Source organism: Paenibacillus sp. FSL F4-0100, assembly GCF_037993005.1.
GTDB lineage: Bacteria > Bacillota > Bacilli > Paenibacillales > Paenibacillaceae > Paenibacillus_AQ.
The window spans coordinates 4,885,445-4,908,418 of the sequence record NZ_CP150303.1 but is presented as its reverse complement, the minus strand read 5'-3'; the positions used below and the strand labels follow the sequence as shown (position 1 = coordinate 4,908,418).

Below are 22,974 nucleotides of genomic sequence, written 5' to 3'. Positions count from 1 at the left end.
GAAGTATATCATGTCCTTATCCGATTGTCCGGTCCCTGGAATTGATGGCGGCGTCCAAGGTTCCGCCGAGCCGATTCGGAGACCATGCCAGCAGACTGACACGGCCATTGCCCGTTAGATCGCCAATGAGAGGTGTCATTGATTCACCGGCAACCCAAGGCCCAAACCGTTCTTCCTGCCGCCAGAAGGAGGTTCCCGAGCTATAGAGAACGAGCCAGTTCCCTGCGGTATGTTCAACGAGAATCAAATCTTTCAGCCCATCCCCATCCACGTCACCTAGCATCACAGATATGGGCGAACCGATGGAATCTTTGTCAGAATACCAATTTCCGGCGTCCACGAGCTGTTTTCCGCTGCTTAACCAGACCTGGCATGTGCCCGAGTCGGAGTTCCACACAACCAGGTCATCCAGCCCATCGCCATTCACATCTCCTATGGAAGGAATCATGCCTTCACCCTGTACGGAAACCTTATGCTGAATTAGGGGAGAATAAAAATGACACCCGGAGCTATAAGCAATGGCGGCTTTTCCTGTGACAGGGTCCCATAGAAATAAATCATGTCTGCCGTCCCCGTCCAAATCCCCCGTAAGAGCTTTCCAGTCCACGGCTCCAAATTCACAGAGCCAATGACCCGATGGTACTAAACGGCTCCCTGAACCCAAGGCAACCTCACAAATCCCCAGCTCCGCATGCCATACAGCCGCATCGACGCTGCCATCTCCATCATAATCGCCTGCCATCGCAGTCCCACCGGGGTAAAGCGGCCAGTCTGCCAACAGCGGGCGTATATACTGTATGCCATTATGGATTTTAATGGGGGACAAGACCCCAAAAGTAGCGGCGTACCATAGGTTGTTGGCCTCGTCCCGGACGATCCATCGATCCGGCTGCTCTTTTCTCGTGGCGTGCAGAAACTTAGGGCGATTCATGGTCGACCTGTCCTGCCATCGGGTTTCCCTGAAATCCGGTATGAAGGGCAAGATTGAGGTTATGGTCACAAACGATTTACGCTCCCTATTAAAGGACTGAATGATTCTTCTAAGGGGCGAATGCTCTTCATAATGTACAGTGCCGTCAGCAAGGAAACGGATATAGGGGAATTCGAGATAGGGGTGGTAGAAGAACGAGGCCAGTTCACGATCGCCTGTGAAATCCTGTAATGTCCGTTCCATACGAGTGACTTCTTCCTCGATCTTGTCACCTGCCACATAATAAAGCGGAGTGGGAACGTAGATCGTTCCGTTTGTCATCGGATCGTCCGGGGTGTGCTGGAGTGCGGCTCTCCTTGCATCAGGGCTGGAAGGCGGAGATTCATAGAGGATGCCGTTACAAATCTCAATAATATGACGCTGGACAGATGAAGCGGTATAGTGGGGAGTTTCATACCAGACCGCTGTAAGACCAGCCGCTTGAAACATCTTATGAGCCCGTTGTACCCGCTGATAAGCATAGGATTGCTGCAGCTGCAAGAGCGAATGGAGCGCCTCGGGCGGATCATCCGGAGGACAATTGGCGCTGCATTCGGGATAAGCAAATTCGATTCCGTCGCCGCTTACCGATTCCCCGTACTGATGCGTATATCCATGAATACCTAGCGAGGCTCCAAGGGCTACCATCCTTCGTAGCAGCCTTGCAAATCGAAGGGAAACTTCATCATGCAGATCATCTATCGATCGATCCACATGGTGCACCGGATCGACATATCGCGGAATGACGGCCAGGTGAAAGGGGATCTGTTGATGATGCAGGAACTGTGCGATGACCAGCAGCTTCGCCTGTTGTTCCTCTGTCTCATACCAGCCGCCTGGTCCGATATCTTCAAGCCGTATCAATGCTTTATTCATCAAGATGCGCTCCTTCCATAGGTAGCTGCTCGGAGTACCGATCTCGATATATGTATGCCGGGAATGGGCATTGCGTCATCAGGGATGAAGCGTTCATAAAAAAGAGGATCGCAGATCGTGTCCGCGAATACATAGAGATTAAGATATGAGCAGGAGGAAGAGGAAGTTTATGCATATTAGACACGCAAATGAACATGATGTTGCAGGCATCGCTAACGTCCACGTGAATAGCTGGAAAACGACGTATAAAGGAATCGTAGATGATAGCTTTTTAGGAAAGTTGTCCACTGCCGATCGGATAGAAGGCTGGCGCTGGAAGCTTGCCAATTTGCCGGAGGACGAACAACTGCTGGTCATTGCAGATGAAGATGGCGAGGTATACGGGTTCATGTCTTACGGCACGGAGCGAGAGCAGAAGATTTCTCATGAAGGAGAACTTTACGCGATCTATCTTTTGGAAGAGATTCAGGGGAAGGGCTGGGGGAAGCAGCTGTTTGCGAGGCTGAAGGAATTTCTGCAAGTTAGAGGATATCGTTCATTATTGGTCTGGGTGTTGGAAGGCAATAAGGCTGAGCATTTTTATAAATATATGGGCGGCCAGGAACTGAAACGAAAAGAGATTGTCATCGGCGGAAAAACACATACTGAAATGGCTTTGCTGTGGAGTTCCATTGATCGGATTCGGCCCTTCTCCTAAAAAGCGCTCCGCTTAAGTTTACATTGGTGAGGGAATCTACTATGATGGGGATATACCCCGGTGGGTAATTGCGATGCTTACAATTGCTTTGCCGACCTTAGGAGGTTCGCATTTGAGTATAATTCCGATAGGTCCTTTTATGATTAGGGCCGACATTGTGATTTTTCTGATCTGCGCGGCGGCCGGTTTCGCTGCGCTTCGAATTCGTTTGCGTCAGATGCCGCAGCGGGAATGGATCCTGGACACCTATTTATCTGTACTTATCATCGGTTTTATTTCATGGAAATTCGGGATGCTGGTGTTCGATCCGATCCGCACCTTGCAGCATCCGACCTCGCTTATTTACATGACAGGCGGAACGAAGGGGATATGGCTTGGGGTCGTTCTATCCCTGATCTACATAGCTCTGCGCTGGAACAAGAATAGAAAAGATTCAGGTCTACTGCTGAAGTCCGCTCTGTTGTCGGCATTCGCGAGCGGATTGGCCGGGTATGTATTTCAGTGGTTGTGGGCGGACGGGGCCGGTATAAACTCTTCATTATTCTTTATTTTATTATTCTGTGCATTGCTGACGGTTAGCTGGCTTCAATTCCATTCCCCTCTGTCCCGCTTTCTTACCCTGGGATTAGGTAGAAATGGAGCGGTGCAACTCATCATCGGGGCTCTTTTCGTGTGGGCAATCTATGACTTCGCTTCCACCTCGGTCAGCGAACGAGAAGCACTCGTATCGCCGAATGACAAAAACAATCCCGAAGCCATTGCTGAAGGGTTGAAGCCTGGTCTTCGCGCACCGGATGTTTCGCTGATGAATCTGGAAGGGCAGGAGATCAAACTGTCCGATTATCGTGGGCAAACGGTTCTTCTGAACTTTTGGGCATCCTGGTGTCCGCCTTGCAAGGTAGAAATGCCTTATATGCAGGATTTTTACGATAAACATCAGGATGAGAATGTGATTATACTGGCTGTAAATATGACGCATCTGGAAAATAGCATGAGTGAGGTACAGTCTTTTGTCGAGCAGAACGGTTTAACCTTTCCTGTCCTATCCGACCAGAACGGAGCAAGCACCAGACGGTACGAGGTGGTGGCCTATCCGACCACCTACGTCATCTCGCCGGACGGTCTGATATCTGAGCGGTTTCAAGGCGCGGTTGACGAAGATTTAATGATTAGAGCCTACCGAAAAGCTAGCGCGATTAAGTGAGGTTAAATGGCGGATTTTTGGAGATGTGGACACCTATCTCTGCCGTCTTCTCCCCAGGCGGAATATAATACACAAACGCTGGGGAGGGGGAAAATAAGTGCGACCAATACCAATTTCGGCAGAAGGATGCAGAGGTTACGTCGGCAAAACCGTTTGCGCTGTCATGCGTGATGGAACAGAAGTCGTGGGGACTATTCGCGGTGTACATGATCGAGGCCTTGAACTCGAATTTGCGAACCCATCCGTATATACATTGTCCACAAAAGGTAAAAAGGGCAAAAAGTCTTCGAAGTCAGCTAAAAGCGGTGCGCAAACGTCCGCATTTGGACCTTACGGCTACGGCGGTGGATACGGTGCATACGGTGGATACGGCTGGGGAGGCAATGTGTTTGCTTGGGAAGCCATAGCGCTGTTGTTCCTCATTCCGTTCTTGTTTATCTAACGTCAAGGAATTTAGATCACGGGCGCAGTGTTTTTATAGAAGAGACAGGTGGGTATCCCAGTACTGTCTCTTTTTTTAGATATCAGAAAGTATAAACTTCGAAGCATGGACCTTCCCGATATCTCGCAAGAAAAACATCCTATAAACGCGGTGTGTCTTCTGAGAATGTTCGTCGATAGTCGTTTTTCTTTAGATATCAGAAAGTATAAACTTCGAAGCATGGGCCTTCCTGATATCGCAAGAAAAACATCCTATAAACGCGGTCTGTCTTCTGAGAAAGTTCGTCGATAGCCGTTTTTCTTATGCAAGTCTTATACATTACGTGTGGATTGGGCATGGTGGACAGGTTCAGCTGTTGCATTGGACTGACTGAGCAGCCATATAACTGGCGTGAATGCGACGAGAAAACAGCTGCCCGCCATAATTGGAAGCAAGGACCATTCAGCGATGGAGTATCCAAGAAACGTCTGCCATCCGATGGCGATTAATCCGAGCAAATATGCCAGACCGCTAATATGGATGAGGATCGGTTTAACTGCAGGATTGACGGATTTCCTCATGGACAGCCACGCCACAAAAGGGATCGCTTGCAGCGCATGAAACCCTAGTCCGTGCAGCCAGATGATATTGCCGCCGATCCCGGTAAAACGTCCCGCATTGATGGAAATCCATATGCCGGCAGCAAAAGATACCAGCACCGCGATCATGGCATAACGAATGCCGAGTCCGAGTTCCGGATGGGCTTCCATTACACGCTTGCGGAAGTATTGGGCGCCAAGGGTCAGGTAGAACACGACAAGCAGCATCGCAACGGCAGGGAAAATAGTCGAGATGACATGATCAAAGGTCGAGCCGTTCTGAACGAATCGCGGATCGACACCGCGGAAATTTTGAACGGTTTCGGCGAAGTAGGAGAACAGAACAAGCGGAATATAGCACCAGCGGTAGAACGATTTGCTTCGTGGCATCATACCGGAAATCGGCAAAATGATTGCGGTTGATACGATGAAGATCCCCAGAGCCGCGTTGAAGGAAAACGCTTTGGAGATATCTCCATCCGGCGAGACAGACCCTCCATTCAGCAATACCCATATCCCGCATATTCCGGCTAACAAAAACCCGAGCAGCCCTGTCAGCAAAAGCCAAGTCTCCTGCTTATACAGCTTGAACGCCCAGTTCCTCGTTTCACGTGCAAGTTGATTCATATGAATGACACCCTCTCCGTAATGATGAATTGTTTATAATTTACAGGAGAATGGGAGTGCCTTTAACGGGCTGGGGATGTAACAGGACCCTGTACCCCGGAATGATTTCTGTGCTGGACTAAAGCCGGGGATGAAGCAAGTGTTAATCTTACCGCAGATTCCAATATCTTTTTCAACCATAAGGACATTTCGGAAATTGTATTTATGGGTTATGTCAATGAGGATGAAATCGCCTTTCGTGATGCCTTAATGGAAGGAATTGCGAAGGCGGATCAAATGGCAGCCGCAGGCCCAGACCCATCATAGATTGTAATTTAGCAGCTTTTGTCTAGAGGTAACTCTGGCAGGGCTGTTTTTTTGTTTGCAACAGATTTATAAGATGGAATTCTGAATAAACACAAATAAATCTTTGTTTATTTTTGAAAATACACTATTCAAAGATAAACGGGCGTGATATTATGGGGAACAAATGAAAGCAAATTCATAGGGTCAATCGGAGGGGAAGCTTCATGGTTCAAAGCTTATGGGAACAGTCAAAGGCACAGCAGGCACAACATACATTGGATGAGCTCGTCTACCGTTCGAATTTGATCGGTTCCGACCGGCGCGTATGCAACTGGGGCGGCGGCAATACATCCAGCAAAACAACGATTCAGGATTTTCGCGGCAAAGACATTGAGGTTATGTACGTGAAAGGCAGCGGTTCCGATCTGGCTACCATGAAATCGGGCAATTTCACAGGCTTGCGCATGGAGGATATTCGGCCGTTATTCGAAAGGGATTCGATGTCGGATGAGGAAATGGTGGCTTATCTGGGGCATTGCATGGTCGATGCGAAGCACCCGCGTGCATCCATTGAAACGCTGCTGCATGCGTTCTTGCCGTTTCAGCATGTGGACCATACCCACCCGGATGCCATTATCAGCTTATGCTGCGCCCATAACGGCAAAGAATTAGCACGGGAGATCTTTGGCGACCGATTTGTGTGGGTTCCTTACGTTCGTCCCGGATTTACCTTGTCGAAGATGATTGCCGAAGGGGTGTTGGCTAATCCGAAGGCCGAGCTGGTACTGATGGAGAAGCATGGACTTGTCACTTGGGGTGATACATCGGAAGCCTGTTACGCGCAAACGATTCGTATCATTAGTGAAGCGGAAGCCTTCATCGAAGCTCGAGTAGATAACGACAAGCTGTTTGGCGGCCGGAAGCATACACCGCTTACCTCGGAAGTGCGTCGCAGTATCGCTGCCAAAGTGATGCCTGCCATTCGCGGCGCCGTTAGCGACGTGAAGAAAATGATCCTGTCCTTCGACGATCAAGATGATGTATTGGACTTTGTCGGCGGTGCCGATTCGCCGAAGCTGTCCCAGGTAGGCGCAGCTTGCCCCGATCATCTGGTTCATACCAAGGTAGTTCCTCTCTTCATCGACTGGACACCTGACGCCGAAGATGTGGAAGGTCTTAAGGCAAAGCTTATCGATGGGATTGCTGCTTACAAAGAGCAGTATAAAGCTTATTTTGAACGCAACCATCATGAAGGGGACGTCATGTTCGAGGCGGCTCCGCGCGTCATTCTTATTCCCGGCATCGGAATGATCAACACGGGCAAGAGCTGGGCGATGTCGCAAGTCAGCGGCGCCCTGTATCATCGGGCGATTGCGGTCATGCGCGGTGCGACGGCCCTGGGCAATTTTGTATCCCTGAGTGAAAATGAATCCTACAACGTGGAGTATTGGCCGCTTGAGTTGTATAAATTGAGTCTTGCACCGGCTGAGGCGGAGTTTTCCCGCCAGATCGCTTTTATTACCGGGGGAGCAGGCGGTATCGGAAGTGCCACAGCCCGCAGGCTAGTAGCAGAAGGCGCGCATGTCGTTTTGGCGGATTTGAACCTGGAAGGGGCGCAGCAGGTTGCCGAGGAGATCAACTCAAAATACGGGGAGAATCGGGCATTTGCTGTTAAAATGGATGTAACCGACGAAGAGGCGGTGGAGCGCGCCTATCGAGAAACTTCCATCACTTATGGCGGTGTTGATATTATCGTCAACAATGCGGGCCTTGCAACATCCAGCCCGTTTGACGAGACATCGTTGAAGGAATGGAACCTGAACATGAACGTGCTGGGCACAGGTTATTTCCTGGTTGCGCGGGAAGCCTTCTCGTTGATGAAGACACAGGGCGTTGGCGGAAGCATGGTGTTTGTCGGATCGAAGAATTCCGTCTATGCTGGCAAGAACGTGACCGCATACAGCTCTGTAAAAGCACTGGAGGCTCATCTGGCGCGCTGCATTGCTGCTGAAGGCGGAGAATACGGCATTCGAGTCAACACCATTCTGCCGGATGCCATTCTGCAAGGTTCCGCGATCTGGAATTCGAACTGGAGAAACGAGCGGGCTGCAGCCTACGGGATCGAACCGGATCAGCTGGAAGAGCACTATCGGAAACGCACGACACTGCTCGTGAACATCTATCCGCAGGACATTGCCGAAGGCATTGCTTACTTTGCTTCGTCCAAATCATCGAAGACGACCGGCTGCATGCTGACGATTGACGGGGGAGTGCCGGCAGCGTTTACTCGATAATCGAATGAATGACTAACAGACCTAACGCAAGGAATCAAGATTTCTTATTAAGATGGGGCGCTGGGTTGATACAACCCGGCTGTCCTCATTCATATGGGAGGATATGCGATGAGGCAGGACGTTGCAAGGAACTTTGAGGAAGCTAAAAAGCTCTATGGGGAGCATGGCATCGATGTGGACCAAATCTTGACGGAACTTGAACGCATCAAAATCTCCATCCATTGCTGGCAGGGAGATGATGTTCGCGGATTCCTGTTCCGTGATCAAGACCTGTCCGGCGGCATTTCCGTGACCGGGGAATATCCCGGGGCAGCTGAAACGCCGGACCAGCTGAGGGCCGACCTGGAAAAAGCGTTGTCGCTCATTCCCGGATCCCACAAAGTGAATCTCCACGCGATTTACGCGGATACCGACGAGTCCGTTGATTTGGATCAGCTGGAGCCGAGGCACTTCCAGTCCTGGGTGGATTGGGCCAAGGAGCAGGGGATTGGACTCGATTTTAATCCGACCTGCTTCTCCCACGACAAATCGAAGGATGGATTTACGCTGAGTCATGCCGACCCGGCGATCCGTCAATTTTGGATTGATCATTGCAAGGGTTCGCGAAGAATCGGAGCTTATTTCGGAGAACAGCTGGGTCAGACCTGCGTAACGAATATTTGGGTTCCGGACGGCTACAAGGATATGCCGGTAGACCGAATGGCACCGAGACAGCGGCTGAAGGATTCGCTGGATGAGATTTTTGCCGAGGATATCAATCCGGAATGGAATTTGGATGCCGTCGAGAGTAAGCTGTTCGGGCTCGGCTCCGAAGCCTACGTTGTGGGCTCGCACGAGTTCTACATGGGGTATGGCATTCGGAACAACAAGCTGATCTGCCTGGATGCGGGCCACTTCCACCCAACCGAGAGCATAGCCGGCAAACTGTCGTCGCTCGCTCTTTTCACCGATGGACTTCTCCTTCACGTCAGCCGGCCGATGCGCTGGGACAGCGACCATGTCGTCATCATGGACGATGAGCTGACCGAGATCGGACGCGAGCTGGTGCGCAATCGTCTGCTGGATGTTACCCATATCGGACTGGACTTTTTCGATGCCAGCATTAACCGCATCGCCGCGTGGGTTATCGGAACCCGCAATACGATCAAAGCGCTGCTACGTGCCAAGCTTGAACCGGTCGATCGGTTGAAGCAGGCTGAACTTGAAGGCGATTACACGACCCGCCTGGCGTTGACCGAAGAGTTTAAATCCTATCCGTTCGGAGCGGTGTGGGATTACTACTGCGAACGTTTGGGAGTGCCGGTCAGAGAAGAATGGCTGTCCGAAGTGAAACAGTATGAACAGGACGTATTACTGAAGCGTTCGCAGGCATGAGAAGAGACGGAATAGCCATCGGGTTCATGCCCGAACCGTTGATTATGATCTGACAAGGAGGCTGGAGAGCGTTGAGCGTTCTTGCATTTGATTTGGGAGCAAGCAGCGGCAGGGCGATGCTGGGCCAGCTGAACAGCCGCACCATCGGCGTGACGGAAATTCACCGTTTCCCGAACGATCCCGTTCGAATCGGCGACCGCTTTCAATGGGATATATTACGGATCTACCACGAGATGAAACAGGGCTTGCTCAAGCTGAAGGGGAAGCAAAGCCTGCCGACGAGCATCGGCATTGATACCTGGGCGGTGGACTTCGGTCTCCTGGATCGTGGCGGGGAGCTGCTGATGAACCCGTATCATTATCGGGACACGCACACGGATGGCGTGATGGAGCAGGTCTTCCGAGTGCTGCCGCCTGGAGAAATTTTTGATCGGACCGGAATTCAATTTCTATCGTTCAATACGATGTACCAGCTTGCTTCGCTTCAACGGAAGAAACCCTATCTGCTTCAAGAGGCTGAGCGATTCTTAATGATCCCCGATTTGCTGCGCTACTTCTTGACGGGCGAGATGGCGAACGAATTCACGAATGCGACCACAACGCAGCTGTATAACCCGCACTCGGCCAGCTGGGATGATCATCTATTGAAATCATTGAATATTCCTCATAAGTTATTTCATCCAGTGGTTCAACCCGGTACCCTGATAGGGGGGTTAAGGCCATCCGTAACCGAGGAACTGGGGGTTCCATCCATCCCGCTTTATGCGGTTGCGGAACATGATACGGCTTCCGCCGTGGTCGCGGTTCCGGCATTGGAACGGTCCTTCGCCTATTTGAGCTGCGGCACCTGGTCGTTGATGGGGACCGAGGTCGACCAGCCGGTCATTCATGAACGGGCCCGTGAGCTGAACTTCACGAATGAGGGAGGCGCATACGGCACGTACCGGCTGCTCAAGAACATCATGGGGCTTTGGATCCTGCAGGAATGTCAGCGGACCTGGGGGCGGGAAGGTGTATCGTATTCGTATCCCGAATTGGTTCATATGGCGGAAGCGGCACCGGCATTTGCTTGCTTCATCGATCCGGACGATTCCATGTTCCTCCCTGCGGGAGACATGCCGAGACGGGTAAGGGAATATGCGGCCCGCACGAACCAGAGCGTTCCGCAGGGGATAAGTGCTCTTGTGCGCTGCATAATGGAGAGTCTGGCTATGCAATACCGTTATGTGCTGGAGTTGACTGAGGAATTGTCCGGGCAAAAATTTCAGGGCTTGCATATGGTAGGTGGTGGCATTCATAATGAAACATTATGTCAGTGGACTGCGAATGCGATAGGGAAGCCCGTTTGGGCAGGTCCCGCAGAGGGCAGTGCTATCGGCAATATGGCCGTGCAATGGATCGCGCAAGGCGAGCTATCCGATATATGGGAAGCACGCGCAGTCATTAGAGAGTCCTTCCCGGTCAAGACTTATGAGCCGAAGGAAACTCCCTTATGGGAGGAAGCTTACGGAGTGTTCGGTCAGCGGACCGGGAAGCGATAGAATATATGAACAGTAAGGATGGGCGGTATGATGCTGGTTGCAGAACGATATGAGAAAATAGTACAGTTGGTCAACGAAAGAGGGAGCATCCGAGTCTCCGAGCTGAGTCAGCTCTGCGGTGTAACGGAAGAAACGATTCGTCGCGATCTTGACAGGCTGGAGCAGGCAGGGCGCCTGCGCCGTTCCCATGGCGGAGCGGTTAGCGTGAAGGATCAACCGGAAATTCAGCGGTCGCAGCCGGAAATACCGTATGCTGAGCGGGAAATCATGCATGCGCTGGAGAAGCAGCGAATCGCGGAGGAAGCGGTCAAGCGAATCCATCCGAATGATCGCATCCTGCTGGATGCAAGCTCTACGGCTTGGTACATGGCGAAAATCATACCGGATATTCCGATTACCGTGCTGACGAATTCGATAAAGGTGGCTGCTGAGCTGAGCACCAAGGAGAGGGTTCAGGTGATCTCCACAGGCGGCATTCTGGCTCATCGCTCCCTGTCCTTTGTCGGTCCGCTCGCAGAACGCTCGCTGGATGCATACTACGTGGATAAAGCCTTTCTGTCATGCAAGGGTGTGCACATCGAGCGGGGCCTTAGCGAATCCAATGAGCTTCAAGCGAGAATCAAGCATAAAATGATCGGAATGACGGATGAGACCATTCTGCTCGCCGATGCCAGCAAATTCGGCACGCAGGCTTTTGCGCAGGTTGCCGATCTCTCCCAAGTCAATCTGATCATTACCGATCGCAGCTTGAAGGAAGAAGAAGCGGCACCTTATCGAGCATTGGGCATCAAGATCGAATCTGTATAGAGCAAGTTGCTATAACATATCACATGGAATCCCCCCGGTCCGGGGGGTTCTTGCTAGAGGCCGATTCTTCGGTCCATATCCTGATGATTAGCGGGGTGAAGAGGTTGAAGATTTCATTGTTTGTCACTTGTCTCAGCGACGCCTTGTTCCCACGGGTAGCTGAATCGATGGCAAGATTGCTGGCAAGGTACGGCGTGCAGCTGGAATTCCCCGAAATCCAGACTTGCTGCGGCCAACCGGCCTATAACAGTGGTTATTGGGATGATGCTCGCATAAGTGCCAAGACGATTCTGGACGCTTTTGACGATAGCGACTTTGTTGTGTCCCCTTCCGGCTCCTGCACGTATATGATTCATCATTATCCGGATTTGTTCAAGGACGATCCCATATACCTAGATAAAGCGAAAGCGCTTCAATCCAAATGCTATGAGTTTACGCAATTCCTTGTTGACTTGCTGGGCATGACCGATGTAGGCGCCGTTTATCCGCATAAGGTAACCTATCATCCATCCTGTCACGGAAGCCGTCTGCTCGGAGTTAAGGAGCAGCCGATGAAACTTCTCAGCCAGGTCAAGGGGCTGGAGCTTGTTCCCTTGCCTTTTGCCGAGGATTGCTGCGGGTTCGGTGGAACGTTTGCCGTGAAAATGGCGGACATTTCGGGGGCCATGGTGACAGAGAAAAGCGATCATGTGCTGGAGACCGAGGCGTCCGTGCTTGTCGGTCTCGATATGGCCTGCCTCATGAATATTGCCGGCAATCTGCGTCACCGGGGCGAGAAGGTTCAGGTCAAACATTTGGCCGAGCTTCTGTATGAGGGGGTGAGTGTACATGAGCACAGCTGAATCGAAAGCACAGACAGTTAAGGAGCGTGCAGGCTACGCCCTTAATAACGATTTTTTGCGCAATGCGGTGAAGTTTACGACAGAGCGGTTGCGGCTTGGCAAAAAGCTTGCGTCGGAGGAACATGGCAACTGGGATGCGTGGAGGGAACGAGGACGCCAAATTCGGCTCCATACCATTGCGCACTTGGATTACTATTTGAATGAGTTTGCTGAACAGGCCAGGGCGAACGGAGCCCATGTCCATTTTGCGGAGACGGCGGAAGAAGCGGTCACGATCTCCTTGCAGATTGCGGAGCATAAGGCGGCCAAGTCCGTCGTAAAATCAAAATCGATGGTGTCCGAGGAACTGCATCTGAACAAGGCGCTCGACTCGATCGGGGTGGAAGCCGTCGAAACGGATCTCGGTGAGTATATTATTCAGCTTGCGGATGAAACGCCATCTCATATCATCATTCCTGCCATCCATAAGAACCGTTATCAGATCGCGGAGCTGTTGTCCGCAGAGGCAGGCGAAACGCTGCCGCCCGATACGGCGATTATGGCGGGTTTTGTCCGCATGAAGCTGCGCGAGAAATTCCTAGAAGCGGACATTGGCATGACGGGTTGTAATTTTGCGATCGCCGAGACAGGCTCGATGGTATTGTTTGAGAATGAGGGCAATGCCCGCATGGTGACGACGGTGCCCAAGACACAGATTACTCTGATGGGTATGGAGCGGATTATCCCGTCATGGGCGGATCTCGAAGTGATGGCTACCTTGCTGCCGCGCTCGGCGACCGGTCAGAAGCTGACAGTCTACATGTCTGGAATCAGTGGTCCGAAGAGAGAATTGGATGCCGATGGACCGGACGAAATGCATATTATCATCATCGATAACGGACGTTCTCTCCAGCTCGGCGACCCCGAATTTCAGGAGCTGCTCAACTGCATACGCTGCGGCGCATGCCTGAATGCTTGTCCGGTATATCGCCATATTGGCGGGCACGCCTATGGAGGCACATATAGCGGCCCCATCGGTGCCGTATTAACACCGGCCTTGAACAAGAATGTCGCGGAATGGGATGATATCGCCAACGCATCCAGCCTGTGCGGGGCCTGTTATGAAGCATGCCCCGTGAAGATTCCGCTGCATGATATGCTGGTTTCCCTGCGCCGCCGGAAGATTGAAGCTGGGCGCGGTGACAAGCTGGAAGCGATGGGAATGAAGGGCTTCTCGGCGATTATGGGGAATGCCAAGCGTTACCGTAGTGTGGTATCCCTCGGAAAGTGGGGGCAGAAATTGGTGGTGCGAGGCGGGGAGATCCGAACGAGGATCGGTCCTTTGAAGGGGTGGAATTCGTACAGGGTAACGCCGAGTCTCCCTAAGGAATCCTTCCGTGACCGATGGTCGGAGATGGAGCAGGATATTCGCAGAACCTCCGGGTCGATGGACCCTGAAATCGCAAACCGATTGAAGGAGCGGCTTCAGCAGCAGAAGTCCGGAAAGGGGGAGAATGCCCATGACTAACGAAACTGATCGCAGCTGGCTGAACCGACTTGAAGAACAGTCTCGCAAGAAGCAGGAGCAGTTCATGGATGGAATCGCCGCGAAGCTGGGGAGAGACCGGGTTCGCACCGCCCCGGAGCACCCTTTCCGCGGTGCCCCCGACTTCTGGAATGAATTTGAATGGCCGCTTGAGGAGAGGATCACACAGTTTACCGCCAACTTTGAAGCGGCCGGGGGCCATGTGGTAAGGCTGAGCAATCGCGAAGAGGTCAGCCGGTTTATCAGGGACAAAGCGAAGGAGATGAGTGCGGCTACGATTCTTCGTCAGCAGGAAGAGGCACTGGACCGCCTGGGGCTGGAGGAGAGCCTGCCGGAGGCTCTTGTTCTCTCCTGGAATGATGCAGCGGACACGGACTGGAGGGCTGTAGCGGCCAGAGCCGATTTTGGCGTCGTCATGGCGGATTACGCAGCGGCTTATACCGGTTCGATTACGGTGAAATCGGCCCCGCATAAAGGCAGATCCGTCAGCCTGCTGCCGACCGTGTTGATGGCTATCATCCCCGTAGAGCGGATGGTTACCCGACTAGGCGAGATTCTGGTTCAGTTCGATCAGTCCGGACGCGAGCAGCTGCCGGCGGGAATCCACTTCATCTCGGGTCCGAGCCGTTCCGCCGATATCGAGAATGATCTTACGATTGGCGTTCACGGGCCAGGTATCGTGTATGCCCTGCTGGTCGATACCTATGAGAGTTAACGAATAACATAGGAAACACAAGATACCGGATAGCCCCAAGCGGGAGCAGTTATGACATGCTCACGGCTTGGGGCTATTATAAGATTATGGAATGTATAAGTTTTCAGTGAAGCTGAAAATTTCGATAAACCTCTAAAGGCAGTCTGTCTGCTGTAGTAAAAGTACGTCGATAGATGTTTTTCTTACATATGAGGTTATTTGCCTTTGCGTGTCAGTTCGGCCAGACGGTCCCATTGCTCATGGGTCACTTCCGCCAAGTCGTTGAATTGCCCCGCACCCCTCAGCCATTCGCCGCCATCGATGGTGATCACGTCACCATTAATATAACCGGCATAATCGGAAATGAGATACGCGGCGAGATTGGCTAGTTCCTCTGCATCGCCAACGCGCCTAAGAGGAATGCGGTCAATCATTTTCTGTTCCAGTTCCGGCGTGGGCGATAATCTTGACCAGGCGCCTTCGGTCGGGAACGGACCCGGGGCGATCGCTACCTGACGGATGCCGTAAGGAGCCCATTCCACCGCGAGGGACCGTGTCAGCGCAAGCACGCCCGCTTTTGCAGCTGCCGAAGGGACCACGTAGCCAGAGCCTGTCGAGGCATATGTTGTGACGATGTTGAGCATCGTTCCGCTTGTGCCCTGTTCAATCCAGCGTTTGCCGACTTCAAGGGTTGCGTAAAAGGTGCCGTGCAGCACAATGTTCAGCACGGCATCTACAGCCCGAGGGGAGAGACGCTCCGTGGGGCTGATAAAATTTCCGGCTGCATTGTTGACAAGCACATCAATGCCTCCGTAATGCTGCTCTGCCGCTTCAACAAGCGCCGAGATCTGTGCAGGGTCCCGTACATCGCAGCTCTTGTACCATACCTCACAGCCCTGCTGTCTTAGTTCTTCAGCAGTTTGCTGCAGAACTTCCTCACGGCGTCCGCAGATGGCGAGTTTGGCGCCAAGCTGGGCGAATTTCTCCCCCATGGCACGCCCCAGCCCCGTGGCGCCTCCCGTGATCAATACGACTTTATTTTGAAGCAAATCGTCAGTGAACGGTCCCATCGATGGTTCTCCTTTCAAGCAGATATGGAATAGCGTAGCGGATCCTCTGTACGTGTCCTTTATTGGCAGGCTGCATTAACATCTGGCAACATTGGTATTGCAACCGCTTACTTCCAGCGTAACATGGTTAACGCTTCCAGTCATCACATTCTTTAAGTTGACATGGAGTATAAGCTTGGAATGCGGGGAGTCGGTTGTATACCATGTGTGAATTGCAAAAAGACGGAGCTATTCGAAATTTCATAACGTTTCCCAAAGCAGATTGAGCGGATAGGAGGCTGGGAGCAACTCGTTAGGAAGGTTGGAGCAACGTGATTCCCGATTGCAACCGGACAAGGTAATGGAGCGAATACCCTCCACTAAAAAAGCCTCATTATCCAACGAGGGATATAGAGAATAACATCCAGAACCAGTGAGGCGTTATCAGATGAATTTTCTAACTTGGTTCGTCCGGGCCAGTTAATCTTTCTCATGATATATTTACCTCATTTCAAATGAAATTGTTGGAATTAAAATTCCAAGTGCTTGCACCTTTAAAATGTCATGATCGTCTATTTCATTATCACACCAACTAGCATTGGAAACAAATGATTTACCTCCTTACCCAATATGTGGAACGATGACCTGCAATACCGAAAACGAACCCATGATCAGACCGACTATTATTGCGATTACAGCCCTGAATTTAATTTTCAATAAATCAATATCATCTTGTTCTACATCCTCAGGAATTCCATTGAACATTCGTAACCAATCATTATCTGGATGATTGAAGACATACAAGCCGAACAAAACGATCAGAACGTTGACCGTTATGATCAGAGCATAGAGTATTAAAACGATCAACCCCTTGATGTTAAATACGCAGGAGCCAAATGAAGGTTCCAGTATATGGGGGAAATAGAATCCTCCCTTTTAAGTTTCAGAATGCATTTGCTTGGTTAGGTTAATAAGAAATACTGGTTAAAACGATACATCGTCGTAAATTCTACATCTTATATATCACACTGCCACTGACCATGGGATTTTGATTACATCACGAGATGAGGAACCTGACATGATTCTGAAATCACTGACGGAGCAGCTGATACTTAAGACCATAACGGGCAGTACTTCCGTGGATATCACGAACCTGGAAACAGATTCAAGAGAGATCCGGCCTGGTGGCCTCTTTGTCTGTGTTCCGGGCTTTAACGTGGACGGCCATGATTATGCCCGGCATGCGATACGCAACGGCGCAGTTGCCATCGTAGCTGAGCGGGAGCTGCCGGTGCTTCCAGGAAACGTAACGCATATAACGGTACCGGATACCCGAAGAATTCTGCCGATTCTCGCAAACACTTTTTTTGAAGATCCCACGCAGCGGTTGAAACTGATCGGAATTACCGGGACGAACGGCAAGACAACGACAACCCATATGGTAGAAAAAATACTTAATGACGCTCACCGCAAAACGGGCATTATTGGCACACTTTACATGAAGATCGGAGATCATATGGAGAAGACGCTGAATACCACGCCGGATACGATCCAATTGCAGCGTTATTTTCACACGATGGTCACTCATGGCGGGGCCTATGCCGTGTTGGAAGTGTCTTCGCACGGATTGGATATGGGGAGAGTGCGCGGATGCGATTTTCAGACCGTGGTCTTTACGAATTTAACGCATGATCATCTGGACTTCCACCAGAATATGGAGGGCTATCGCAATACGAAGGAGCTTTTGTTCGCCCAGATCGGTAACAGTAACCGTGATATGCTGAAGAAGGCAGTCCTGAATGCGGATGATGAGGCATCGTCCTATTATGCAAAACGTACATCCGCACAGATCGTAACTTATGGCATTCGTAACGAGGCTGATGTTCGGGCAACACAAATTCAAAACATGCGTGAAGGTTGCACATTTCATGTAGAAACGCCATGGGGACACGGCGACTTCAGTCTGAAGGTGCATGGTGTTCACAATGTGTATAACGCACTTGCTGCCATGACCACTTGTTTGCTGGAAGGGGTAACGCTTGAAGAAATCCGTAGAAGTCTTCACCAATTTGCAGGGGTTCATGGACGATTTCAAGAAATAGAAACAGGACGAAGATTTCACGTGGTTGTGGATTATGCGCATAATCCAGGTGGACTTAAGGCAACTTTGCAATCCGCCAAAGAAATCACTTCAGGAAAAATGATATGCGTGATGGGCTGCCGGGGCGAAAGAGATCGCTTGAAACGTCCGCTCATGGCGGACATTGCAGCTTCGTATTCGGATTATGTATTGTTCACGACAGACAATTCGTTCTCGGAGGATCCGGAGCAGATTATGGCTGAGATGCTGGGTGGCTTAACCTCGCATGAAGCGGGGAATTGGGAGGTGATCCTGAATCGTAAAGAAGCCATTCAACGAGCTGTGGAATTGGCAGGTGACGAGGACAGGATCATTATTACCGGACGAGGACATGAGACCCGTTATGTAGCAGGCAGCCAGATCGAATCGTTTAGCGATGAGGATATTGTGTTGCGTTCCTTGCTGGACATGGAGCAAGGCATCCAGATGATGACACCGGAGCTATAAAATTACCCGGGAGGTGCTGGATTTTGAAACGAATGGTGGTTGGGGCAACATTAATTGCTGCTTTGCTGCTTATTACTGCCTGTACACAGTCTTCTCCTTCTAAAGAAGAAGGGAGGCAGGAAGATCATCGGGAGGAAAAAAATGATTCCGCTTATCAAGTGCTTGCAGAGCAGTTGAGGACACCTTGGTCTATCGATTTTGACGGCGATACGATTTATATTAGCGAGCGGGAAGGAAATATCGTTCAGATCAAGGACGGCACTTTTACCAGACAGTCGGTACATACCGAGAAGCCAGTCGCCCATCAAGGAGAAGGCGGATTCCTGGGCTTTGCGTTAGCTCCTGATTTTCAAAATTCCGGCAAGGCCTTCGCCTACCACACCTATAATCAGGATGGAAAAGTCATGAACCGGTTGGTCCTTCTAAAGCAGGAGGGGAATCAATGGACAGAGTCGCATGTCTTTCTTGAGCGCATTCCCGGCTCCAACGTACATAACGGCGGCAGAATTGCGATCGGACCTGATGGGATGCTCTACGTAACGACGGGAGATTCGGGTGAAGGAGAGCTTGCGCAAAACCAGGAGAGCCTTGCAGGCAAAATATTGCGATTGACGCTGGATGGCAAGGTCCCGACGGATAATCCGACCGCAGGCTCTTATGTATATACGTTAGGGCATCGAAATTCGCAGGGCTTGGCTTGGAATTCCGAAGGTGAATTCTACAGCTCAGAGCATGGACCGTCCGGCACACCCGGCGGACATGATGAGATTAATGAGATCACGGCTGGCAGCAATTACGGCTGGCCCGAGATTATCGGGGATGAACAGCAAGAGGGCATGAAATCCCCGCTCTACCACACCAGTGAAACGGCTATTGCTCCTTCAGGCATCGCTTTTGATGAGGAGGATCACATGTACGTGGCCACCCTTCGCGGCCAGAAGCTGTACCGATTCCAGCCGGAGAATGCCTTGCTTGAGTTGGTATTGGAGGGTGAGGGTCGATTAAGAGACGTCAAAGTCCATGACGGCAAAACCTATGTCATTACCAACAATACCGATGGTCGGGGGGTGCCCTCCGATCAGGATGATCGACTGCTGGTGCTGAAATAATTCAAAGAATTGTACATGTCTTGCAATTTGAGAGAATAAGATAGGACAAGTACAATACAAAAAAGGCCCCTTCCTGTATGGAAGGAGTCTGAAGTGGCAATAACAGATATTATGTTTGTTTGGCTTCGGTTTGTTTTCGAATACGGTAGACGCATTTTTTGTCGCCCTTGGCAAGGCACTCAGTACGTTCCACATCTGCCTCCAGCAAGGATTGAAACAGGTCAAGCTCACAGCGGCATGCGTGTTGGTACCGGTTGGCTACTTGGGATATGGGGCAGTTCAGTTCTTCGAGGAGATATTCTTCTTCGTTGACTTTTTTGTAATCCACCATATATCCGTTGTCATTCTGAACCTGGGCCAGGGCTGCAACCCGATCTTCGAGCGCATCGGCTTTCACCGTAGGCGTGTACTTGTTCAGCAATGTATCCTTACGCTTGTCGAACAGCCGTGAAATCATTTCATCACCGGCCTCGTCCTGCAGCTCGTTCAGCAGATCGAGTGCAAGCGCATGATAGTTCTTAGGGAAAAAATCTTCGGCGGATTCCGTAAGACTATATAAGGAGACGGGTCTTCCCATCGGTTGTTTCACGGTTCGATAGGTGATGTAACCCTCGCTCTTCAAGCTCTCCAGATGGCGCCGAACGGCCATCCCTGTTATGCCCAGTGCCTCGGTAATGGATTTTGTGCTGAGTTCACCATTTATTTTTAACATTTGCATGATATACTCGCGAGTACTGTATGCGACTTCTTGATCCACTATAATCACCGCCTTGTTTCTCGATGAATGCTTTCTTTTTTAACAAAAAAGGTTAAAAAGCAATATGTCTCATCTTATGTCTTTACTTTCTATAAGTCAACCGGAATGGCTGTCTTGAGGCTATCATCACGCGGTTTATTGACAATTGGCATGATTAACCACATAATTATGATATATTTTAGTATAAAAAGTATAGAAAAATAAGGAATTGATGAAGTTTGAGCTTTTTGCAATGATAGCCAGTCGAATGTTTGAAAGATTATTACACTCGGGAAGGTGGAATACGGATGTACGTTATTGGCTCAGCTTGTATTGAAGAGAAAGCGGGAGAATGCGTTGACGTTTGCCCTGTGGATTGCATAGAAGAAGGAGATGACCAGTTCTATATCGATACCGATATTTGTATCTCCTGCGGGGCTTGCGAAGCGGCTTGTCCGGTTGCGGCCATTTTCTATTTTGAGGATCTGCCGGAAGACCAGAAGCATTATTTTGATAAAGCGGTTGAATATTACAAAAACAAGTAGGGGCGCTCCGGTTTGGTTCGCTCCGGTTTGAGGCTATCCGCTCTGTTGTCCGTCCGTTTCCAGAATGAAATGGTAAGGTAGAAACGGACTCCCAAAGGATCAGAGCGCTCCGGTTTGAGTCTATCCGCTCTGTTGTCCGTCCGTTTCCGGAATGGAATAGGCAAGGTAGAAACGGACTTCCAAAGGATCGACTATCCTCAAACCTTCGCTGGGTGGGTAAAACCCCCAAGTTCAAAAGATAAAAGATTAACAGTTTAAGAGAACAGAGTAAGAGAGTAACAATTATAAGATTAAGTAATGATATAAGAATGATAGAAGACTAATGATTAAAAGAAATAACCATTTGTTAAGAGATCCAAAAGAGAGTCAGCTATAGTAAACGGGATTCAATAAACGTCAAAGCCAGAGCATTCAAAAATTCAGGATCAAACATTTACTATCATGTAGGTTCAGCGCATTCTATCAAGAATCAGAACAATATGAATATAAAGTTTCTATATACATAAGCCATCCGGGATCATTTGAGGGTCACCTCGAATTTATTTCTTGGGTGGTTTAATTCGTTTTAGGCGGATCATGCAGGGAAGCAACTAAAGACCTGGGACAATACCGGAAATATCATAGATTTCCTCCTTTTGAAGCCATCCGAGATGAAGAATGCCCCAATCATTCTTTCCTCAGATGGCTTTATTTATGAGGTGGAATGACGTTGTTATCTACATTTTAGGAGACTTCGTGTTAAGTTGATGTCATGTTGTGCGCGAAGCGCGGTCATCTGTATGTATGTACGAGATTGAATTTCTTTCGCAAAAGATTGAAACACTTACATTTCCAGAAGCAAAAAAATATTAATTTAAATGTGTCATATATATTGACACATTTACAAAACACGTTTTATTATTAATATCACTGGAGAATAAAAATAATAAATTTGATAATAATCACGGTTTTTTGATGATTTCGGATCGTTTTATTTGGAAAAATGATCTAATTAATCTACTGGTGAAATTAAATAGGGGATGTCTTCATGAAAAAGCATGATCAAGACTTTATGAAGCGGCAGAACAGACTCACAGTATTCCAAATCATCAAGAACGAACAGCCGATTTCAAGAGCAGCTATTGCCAAACAGACGGGAATGAGTCCGACAACGGTCAGCCGGATCGTATCGGAGCTGACGGAAGAAGGGTACGTTCACGAAACGGAAGAACAAGCCTCGGCGGGACGCGGAAGAAAGTCTTCCTTAATAAGACTGCTGGATACGGCGGTCATCTCGATTGGCGTTGAGCTCGATCGCCATCAAGCCCATATTGGCTTCATCGATGTTCAGGGAAATGTATTGTGCAGCGGAAGTTTTCCGAGAGCATCGGAGGATACAGCCGAAGCCACGGTGGCCCAAATTGCATACACCATTGAGGAACTCATCGCGGAATGCGATATCGATCGCAGGCGCGTGGTGGGCATTGGCGTGGGACTGCCGGGCATCATCGATGTTGATGCCGGAGTGGTTAATTTCTCGGTACAGCTTGGTTGGAAGAATGTGAGGCTTGCCGAGAGGCTCAAGGAATTAACCGGACTTCAAGCGGTGGTAGACAATGAGCTTAAGGTAAAGGCGTTGGCAGAGCAGCTTAAAGGCTCGGCATACGGCTCCAACCGGACGGTTCTCCTTGGGTTCGGTAATGGCGTAGGCTCAGCGCTGATCCTGGAAGGGGAGATTTACCGCGGGGTGACCAATAGCGCGGGGGAAATCGGACACACGACCGTTGATCCTGAAGGTATGATGTGTGACTGCGGAAAAGCCGGTTGCCTCCAAACTTATATCAATATACCGTCCTTGTTGTCGGAAGCCAGCAAGATTAAGCCTGTTCGTACGATTGAGGAACTGTTCGCGGAAAGACGGGCTGGAACACGATGGGCGACCTATTTAATCGATAGGGCACTCGCGTATATGGCGATTACGATTAATAACGTCGTCAGCATGTACAATCCGGACAGCGTCATATTGAGTGGTGAGATTCTGGACAAGTTTCCTGAAGTATATGAAGAGATCACCGACCTGTGCTACTCACAGTATATCTGGGAACCGCTTCAGGATTCCTTCACGATTGTCCGCTCCGAGCTTCACGAACATGGGGTCATCATAGGGTCGGGACTTGTCGCACAGGATCGTTATTTTCGATTGAATTAATACA

Annotated in this window: 19 protein-coding genes; 15 read left to right on the top strand and 4 right to left on the bottom strand. The window is 50.1% G+C overall.

Annotated features, from left to right (window positions below):
- Window positions 1-16: 16 nt before the first annotated feature.
- Window positions 17-1,846 (bottom strand): DUF2334 domain-containing protein, encoded by a 1,830-nt coding sequence (locus tag MHH48_RS22005; protein WP_076322024.1) that lies wholly within the window; start codon window positions 1,844-1,846, stop codon window positions 17-19.
- Between the two features lie 169 nt (window positions 1,847-2,015).
- Between MHH48_RS22005 and MHH48_RS22000 the strand changes: the two genes are divergently transcribed.
- The 3 genes from MHH48_RS22000 to MHH48_RS21990 all read left to right on the top strand — a co-directional run bounded on the left by MHH48_RS22000 (window position 2,016) and on the right by MHH48_RS21990 (window position 4,189).
- On the top strand, window positions 2,016-2,543 hold the full coding sequence (locus MHH48_RS22000; protein WP_076322023.1) for a GNAT family N-acetyltransferase: 528 nt from the start codon (window positions 2,016-2,018) through the stop codon (window positions 2,541-2,543).
- A gap of 112 nt (window positions 2,544-2,655) precedes the next feature.
- Window positions 2,656-3,747, top strand: coding sequence for a TlpA disulfide reductase family protein (locus tag MHH48_RS21995; protein ID WP_076322022.1), 1,092 nt, complete (start codon window positions 2,656-2,658; stop codon window positions 3,745-3,747).
- A 97-nt stretch (window positions 3,748-3,844) separates the two neighbouring features.
- The gene (locus tag MHH48_RS21990; RefSeq protein ID WP_076322021.1) at window positions 3,845-4,189 is read left to right on the top strand and encodes a hypothetical protein; all 345 of its coding nucleotides are present in this window, start codon (window positions 3,845-3,847) and stop codon (window positions 4,187-4,189) included.
- Between the two features lie 311 nt (window positions 4,190-4,500).
- Here the strand turns inward: MHH48_RS21990 and MHH48_RS21985 are convergent, their stop codons facing one another.
- Window positions 4,501-5,394, bottom strand: coding sequence for a hypothetical protein (locus MHH48_RS21985; protein ID WP_076322020.1), 894 nt, complete (start codon window positions 5,392-5,394; stop codon window positions 4,501-4,503).
- 108 nt (window positions 5,395-5,502) lie between these two features.
- Between MHH48_RS21985 and MHH48_RS21980 the strand changes: the two genes are divergently transcribed.
- From MHH48_RS21980 to MHH48_RS21945, 8 genes are all read left to right on the top strand, one after another.
- Entirely contained in the window at window positions 5,503-5,700 is a 198-nt protein-coding gene (locus MHH48_RS21980; RefSeq protein WP_256720503.1) for a DUF4176 domain-containing protein, read from the top strand.
- Between the two features lie 203 nt (window positions 5,701-5,903).
- Window positions 5,904-7,973: a bifunctional aldolase/short-chain dehydrogenase gene (locus tag MHH48_RS21975; RefSeq protein ID WP_076322019.1), complete on the top strand. Its 2,070-nt coding sequence runs from the start codon at window positions 5,904-5,906 to the stop codon at window positions 7,971-7,973.
- 108 nt (window positions 7,974-8,081) lie between these two features.
- On the top strand, window positions 8,082-9,347 hold the full coding sequence (rhaA, locus tag MHH48_RS21970; RefSeq protein WP_076322018.1) for an L-rhamnose isomerase: 1,266 nt from the start codon (window positions 8,082-8,084) through the stop codon (window positions 9,345-9,347).
- 71 nt (window positions 9,348-9,418) lie between these two features.
- On the top strand, window positions 9,419-10,888 hold the full coding sequence (locus MHH48_RS21965; RefSeq protein WP_076322017.1) for a rhamnulokinase family protein: 1,470 nt from the start codon (window positions 9,419-9,421) through the stop codon (window positions 10,886-10,888).
- A gap of 30 nt (window positions 10,889-10,918) precedes the next feature.
- Window positions 10,919-11,695: a DeoR/GlpR family DNA-binding transcription regulator gene (locus tag MHH48_RS21960; protein WP_076322195.1), complete on the top strand. Its 777-nt coding sequence runs from the start codon at window positions 10,919-10,921 to the stop codon at window positions 11,693-11,695.
- A gap of 104 nt (window positions 11,696-11,799) precedes the next feature.
- Window positions 11,800-12,537: a (Fe-S)-binding protein gene (locus tag MHH48_RS21955; protein WP_076322194.1), complete on the top strand. Its 738-nt coding sequence runs from the start codon at window positions 11,800-11,802 to the stop codon at window positions 12,535-12,537.
- Window positions 12,524-14,044, top strand: coding sequence for a LutB/LldF family L-lactate oxidation iron-sulfur protein (locus MHH48_RS21950; protein WP_076322016.1), 1,521 nt, complete (start codon window positions 12,524-12,526; stop codon window positions 14,042-14,044). The genes MHH48_RS21955 and MHH48_RS21950 overlap by 14 nt, the downstream gene beginning before the upstream one ends.
- Complete coding sequence (locus MHH48_RS21945) at window positions 14,037-14,777, top strand: lactate utilization protein (RefSeq protein ID WP_076322015.1); 741 nt, start codon at window positions 14,037-14,039, stop codon at window positions 14,775-14,777. The genes MHH48_RS21950 and MHH48_RS21945 overlap by 8 nt, the downstream gene beginning before the upstream one ends.
- 194 nt (window positions 14,778-14,971) lie before the next feature.
- Here the strand turns inward: MHH48_RS21945 and MHH48_RS21940 are convergent, their stop codons facing one another.
- Window positions 14,972-15,826, bottom strand: a complete 855-nt coding sequence (locus tag MHH48_RS21940; RefSeq protein ID WP_076322014.1) for an SDR family oxidoreductase — start codon at window positions 15,824-15,826, stop codon at window positions 14,972-14,974.
- A gap of 1,057 nt (window positions 15,827-16,883) precedes the next feature.
- On the opposite strand from MHH48_RS21940, the gene MHH48_RS21935 reads away from it, so the two are divergent.
- Both MHH48_RS21935 and MHH48_RS21930 read left to right on the top strand, forming a co-directional pair.
- Window positions 16,884-18,392 carry a UDP-N-acetylmuramoyl-L-alanyl-D-glutamate--2,6-diaminopimelate ligase gene (locus MHH48_RS21935; RefSeq protein ID WP_076322012.1) on the top strand — a complete coding sequence of 503 codons (1,509 nt, stop codon included), beginning with the start codon at window positions 16,884-16,886 and terminating at the stop codon, window positions 18,390-18,392.
- 32 nt (window positions 18,393-18,424) lie between these two features.
- Complete coding sequence (locus MHH48_RS21930; RefSeq protein ID WP_076322193.1) at window positions 18,425-19,501, top strand: PQQ-dependent sugar dehydrogenase; 1,077 nt, start codon at window positions 18,425-18,427, stop codon at window positions 19,499-19,501.
- A gap of 109 nt (window positions 19,502-19,610) precedes the next feature.
- Here MHH48_RS21930 and MHH48_RS21925 read toward each other — a convergent pair whose 3' ends face one another.
- Window positions 19,611-20,258 (bottom strand): metalloregulator ArsR/SmtB family transcription factor, encoded by a 648-nt coding sequence (locus tag MHH48_RS21925; protein ID WP_076322011.1) that lies wholly within the window; start codon window positions 20,256-20,258, stop codon window positions 19,611-19,613.
- 287 nt (window positions 20,259-20,545) lie between these two features.
- On the opposite strand from MHH48_RS21925, the gene MHH48_RS21920 reads away from it, so the two are divergent.
- Both MHH48_RS21920 and MHH48_RS21915 read left to right on the top strand, forming a co-directional pair.
- Complete coding sequence (locus MHH48_RS21920) at window positions 20,546-20,782, top strand: 4Fe-4S binding protein (RefSeq protein WP_015736133.1); 237 nt, start codon at window positions 20,546-20,548, stop codon at window positions 20,780-20,782.
- Window positions 20,783-21,809: 1,027 nt separating this feature from the next.
- The gene (locus MHH48_RS21915; protein WP_076322010.1) at window positions 21,810-22,970 is read left to right on the top strand and encodes an ROK family transcriptional regulator; all 1,161 of its coding nucleotides are present in this window, start codon (window positions 21,810-21,812) and stop codon (window positions 22,968-22,970) included.
- Window positions 22,971-22,974: the final 4 nt, after the last annotated feature.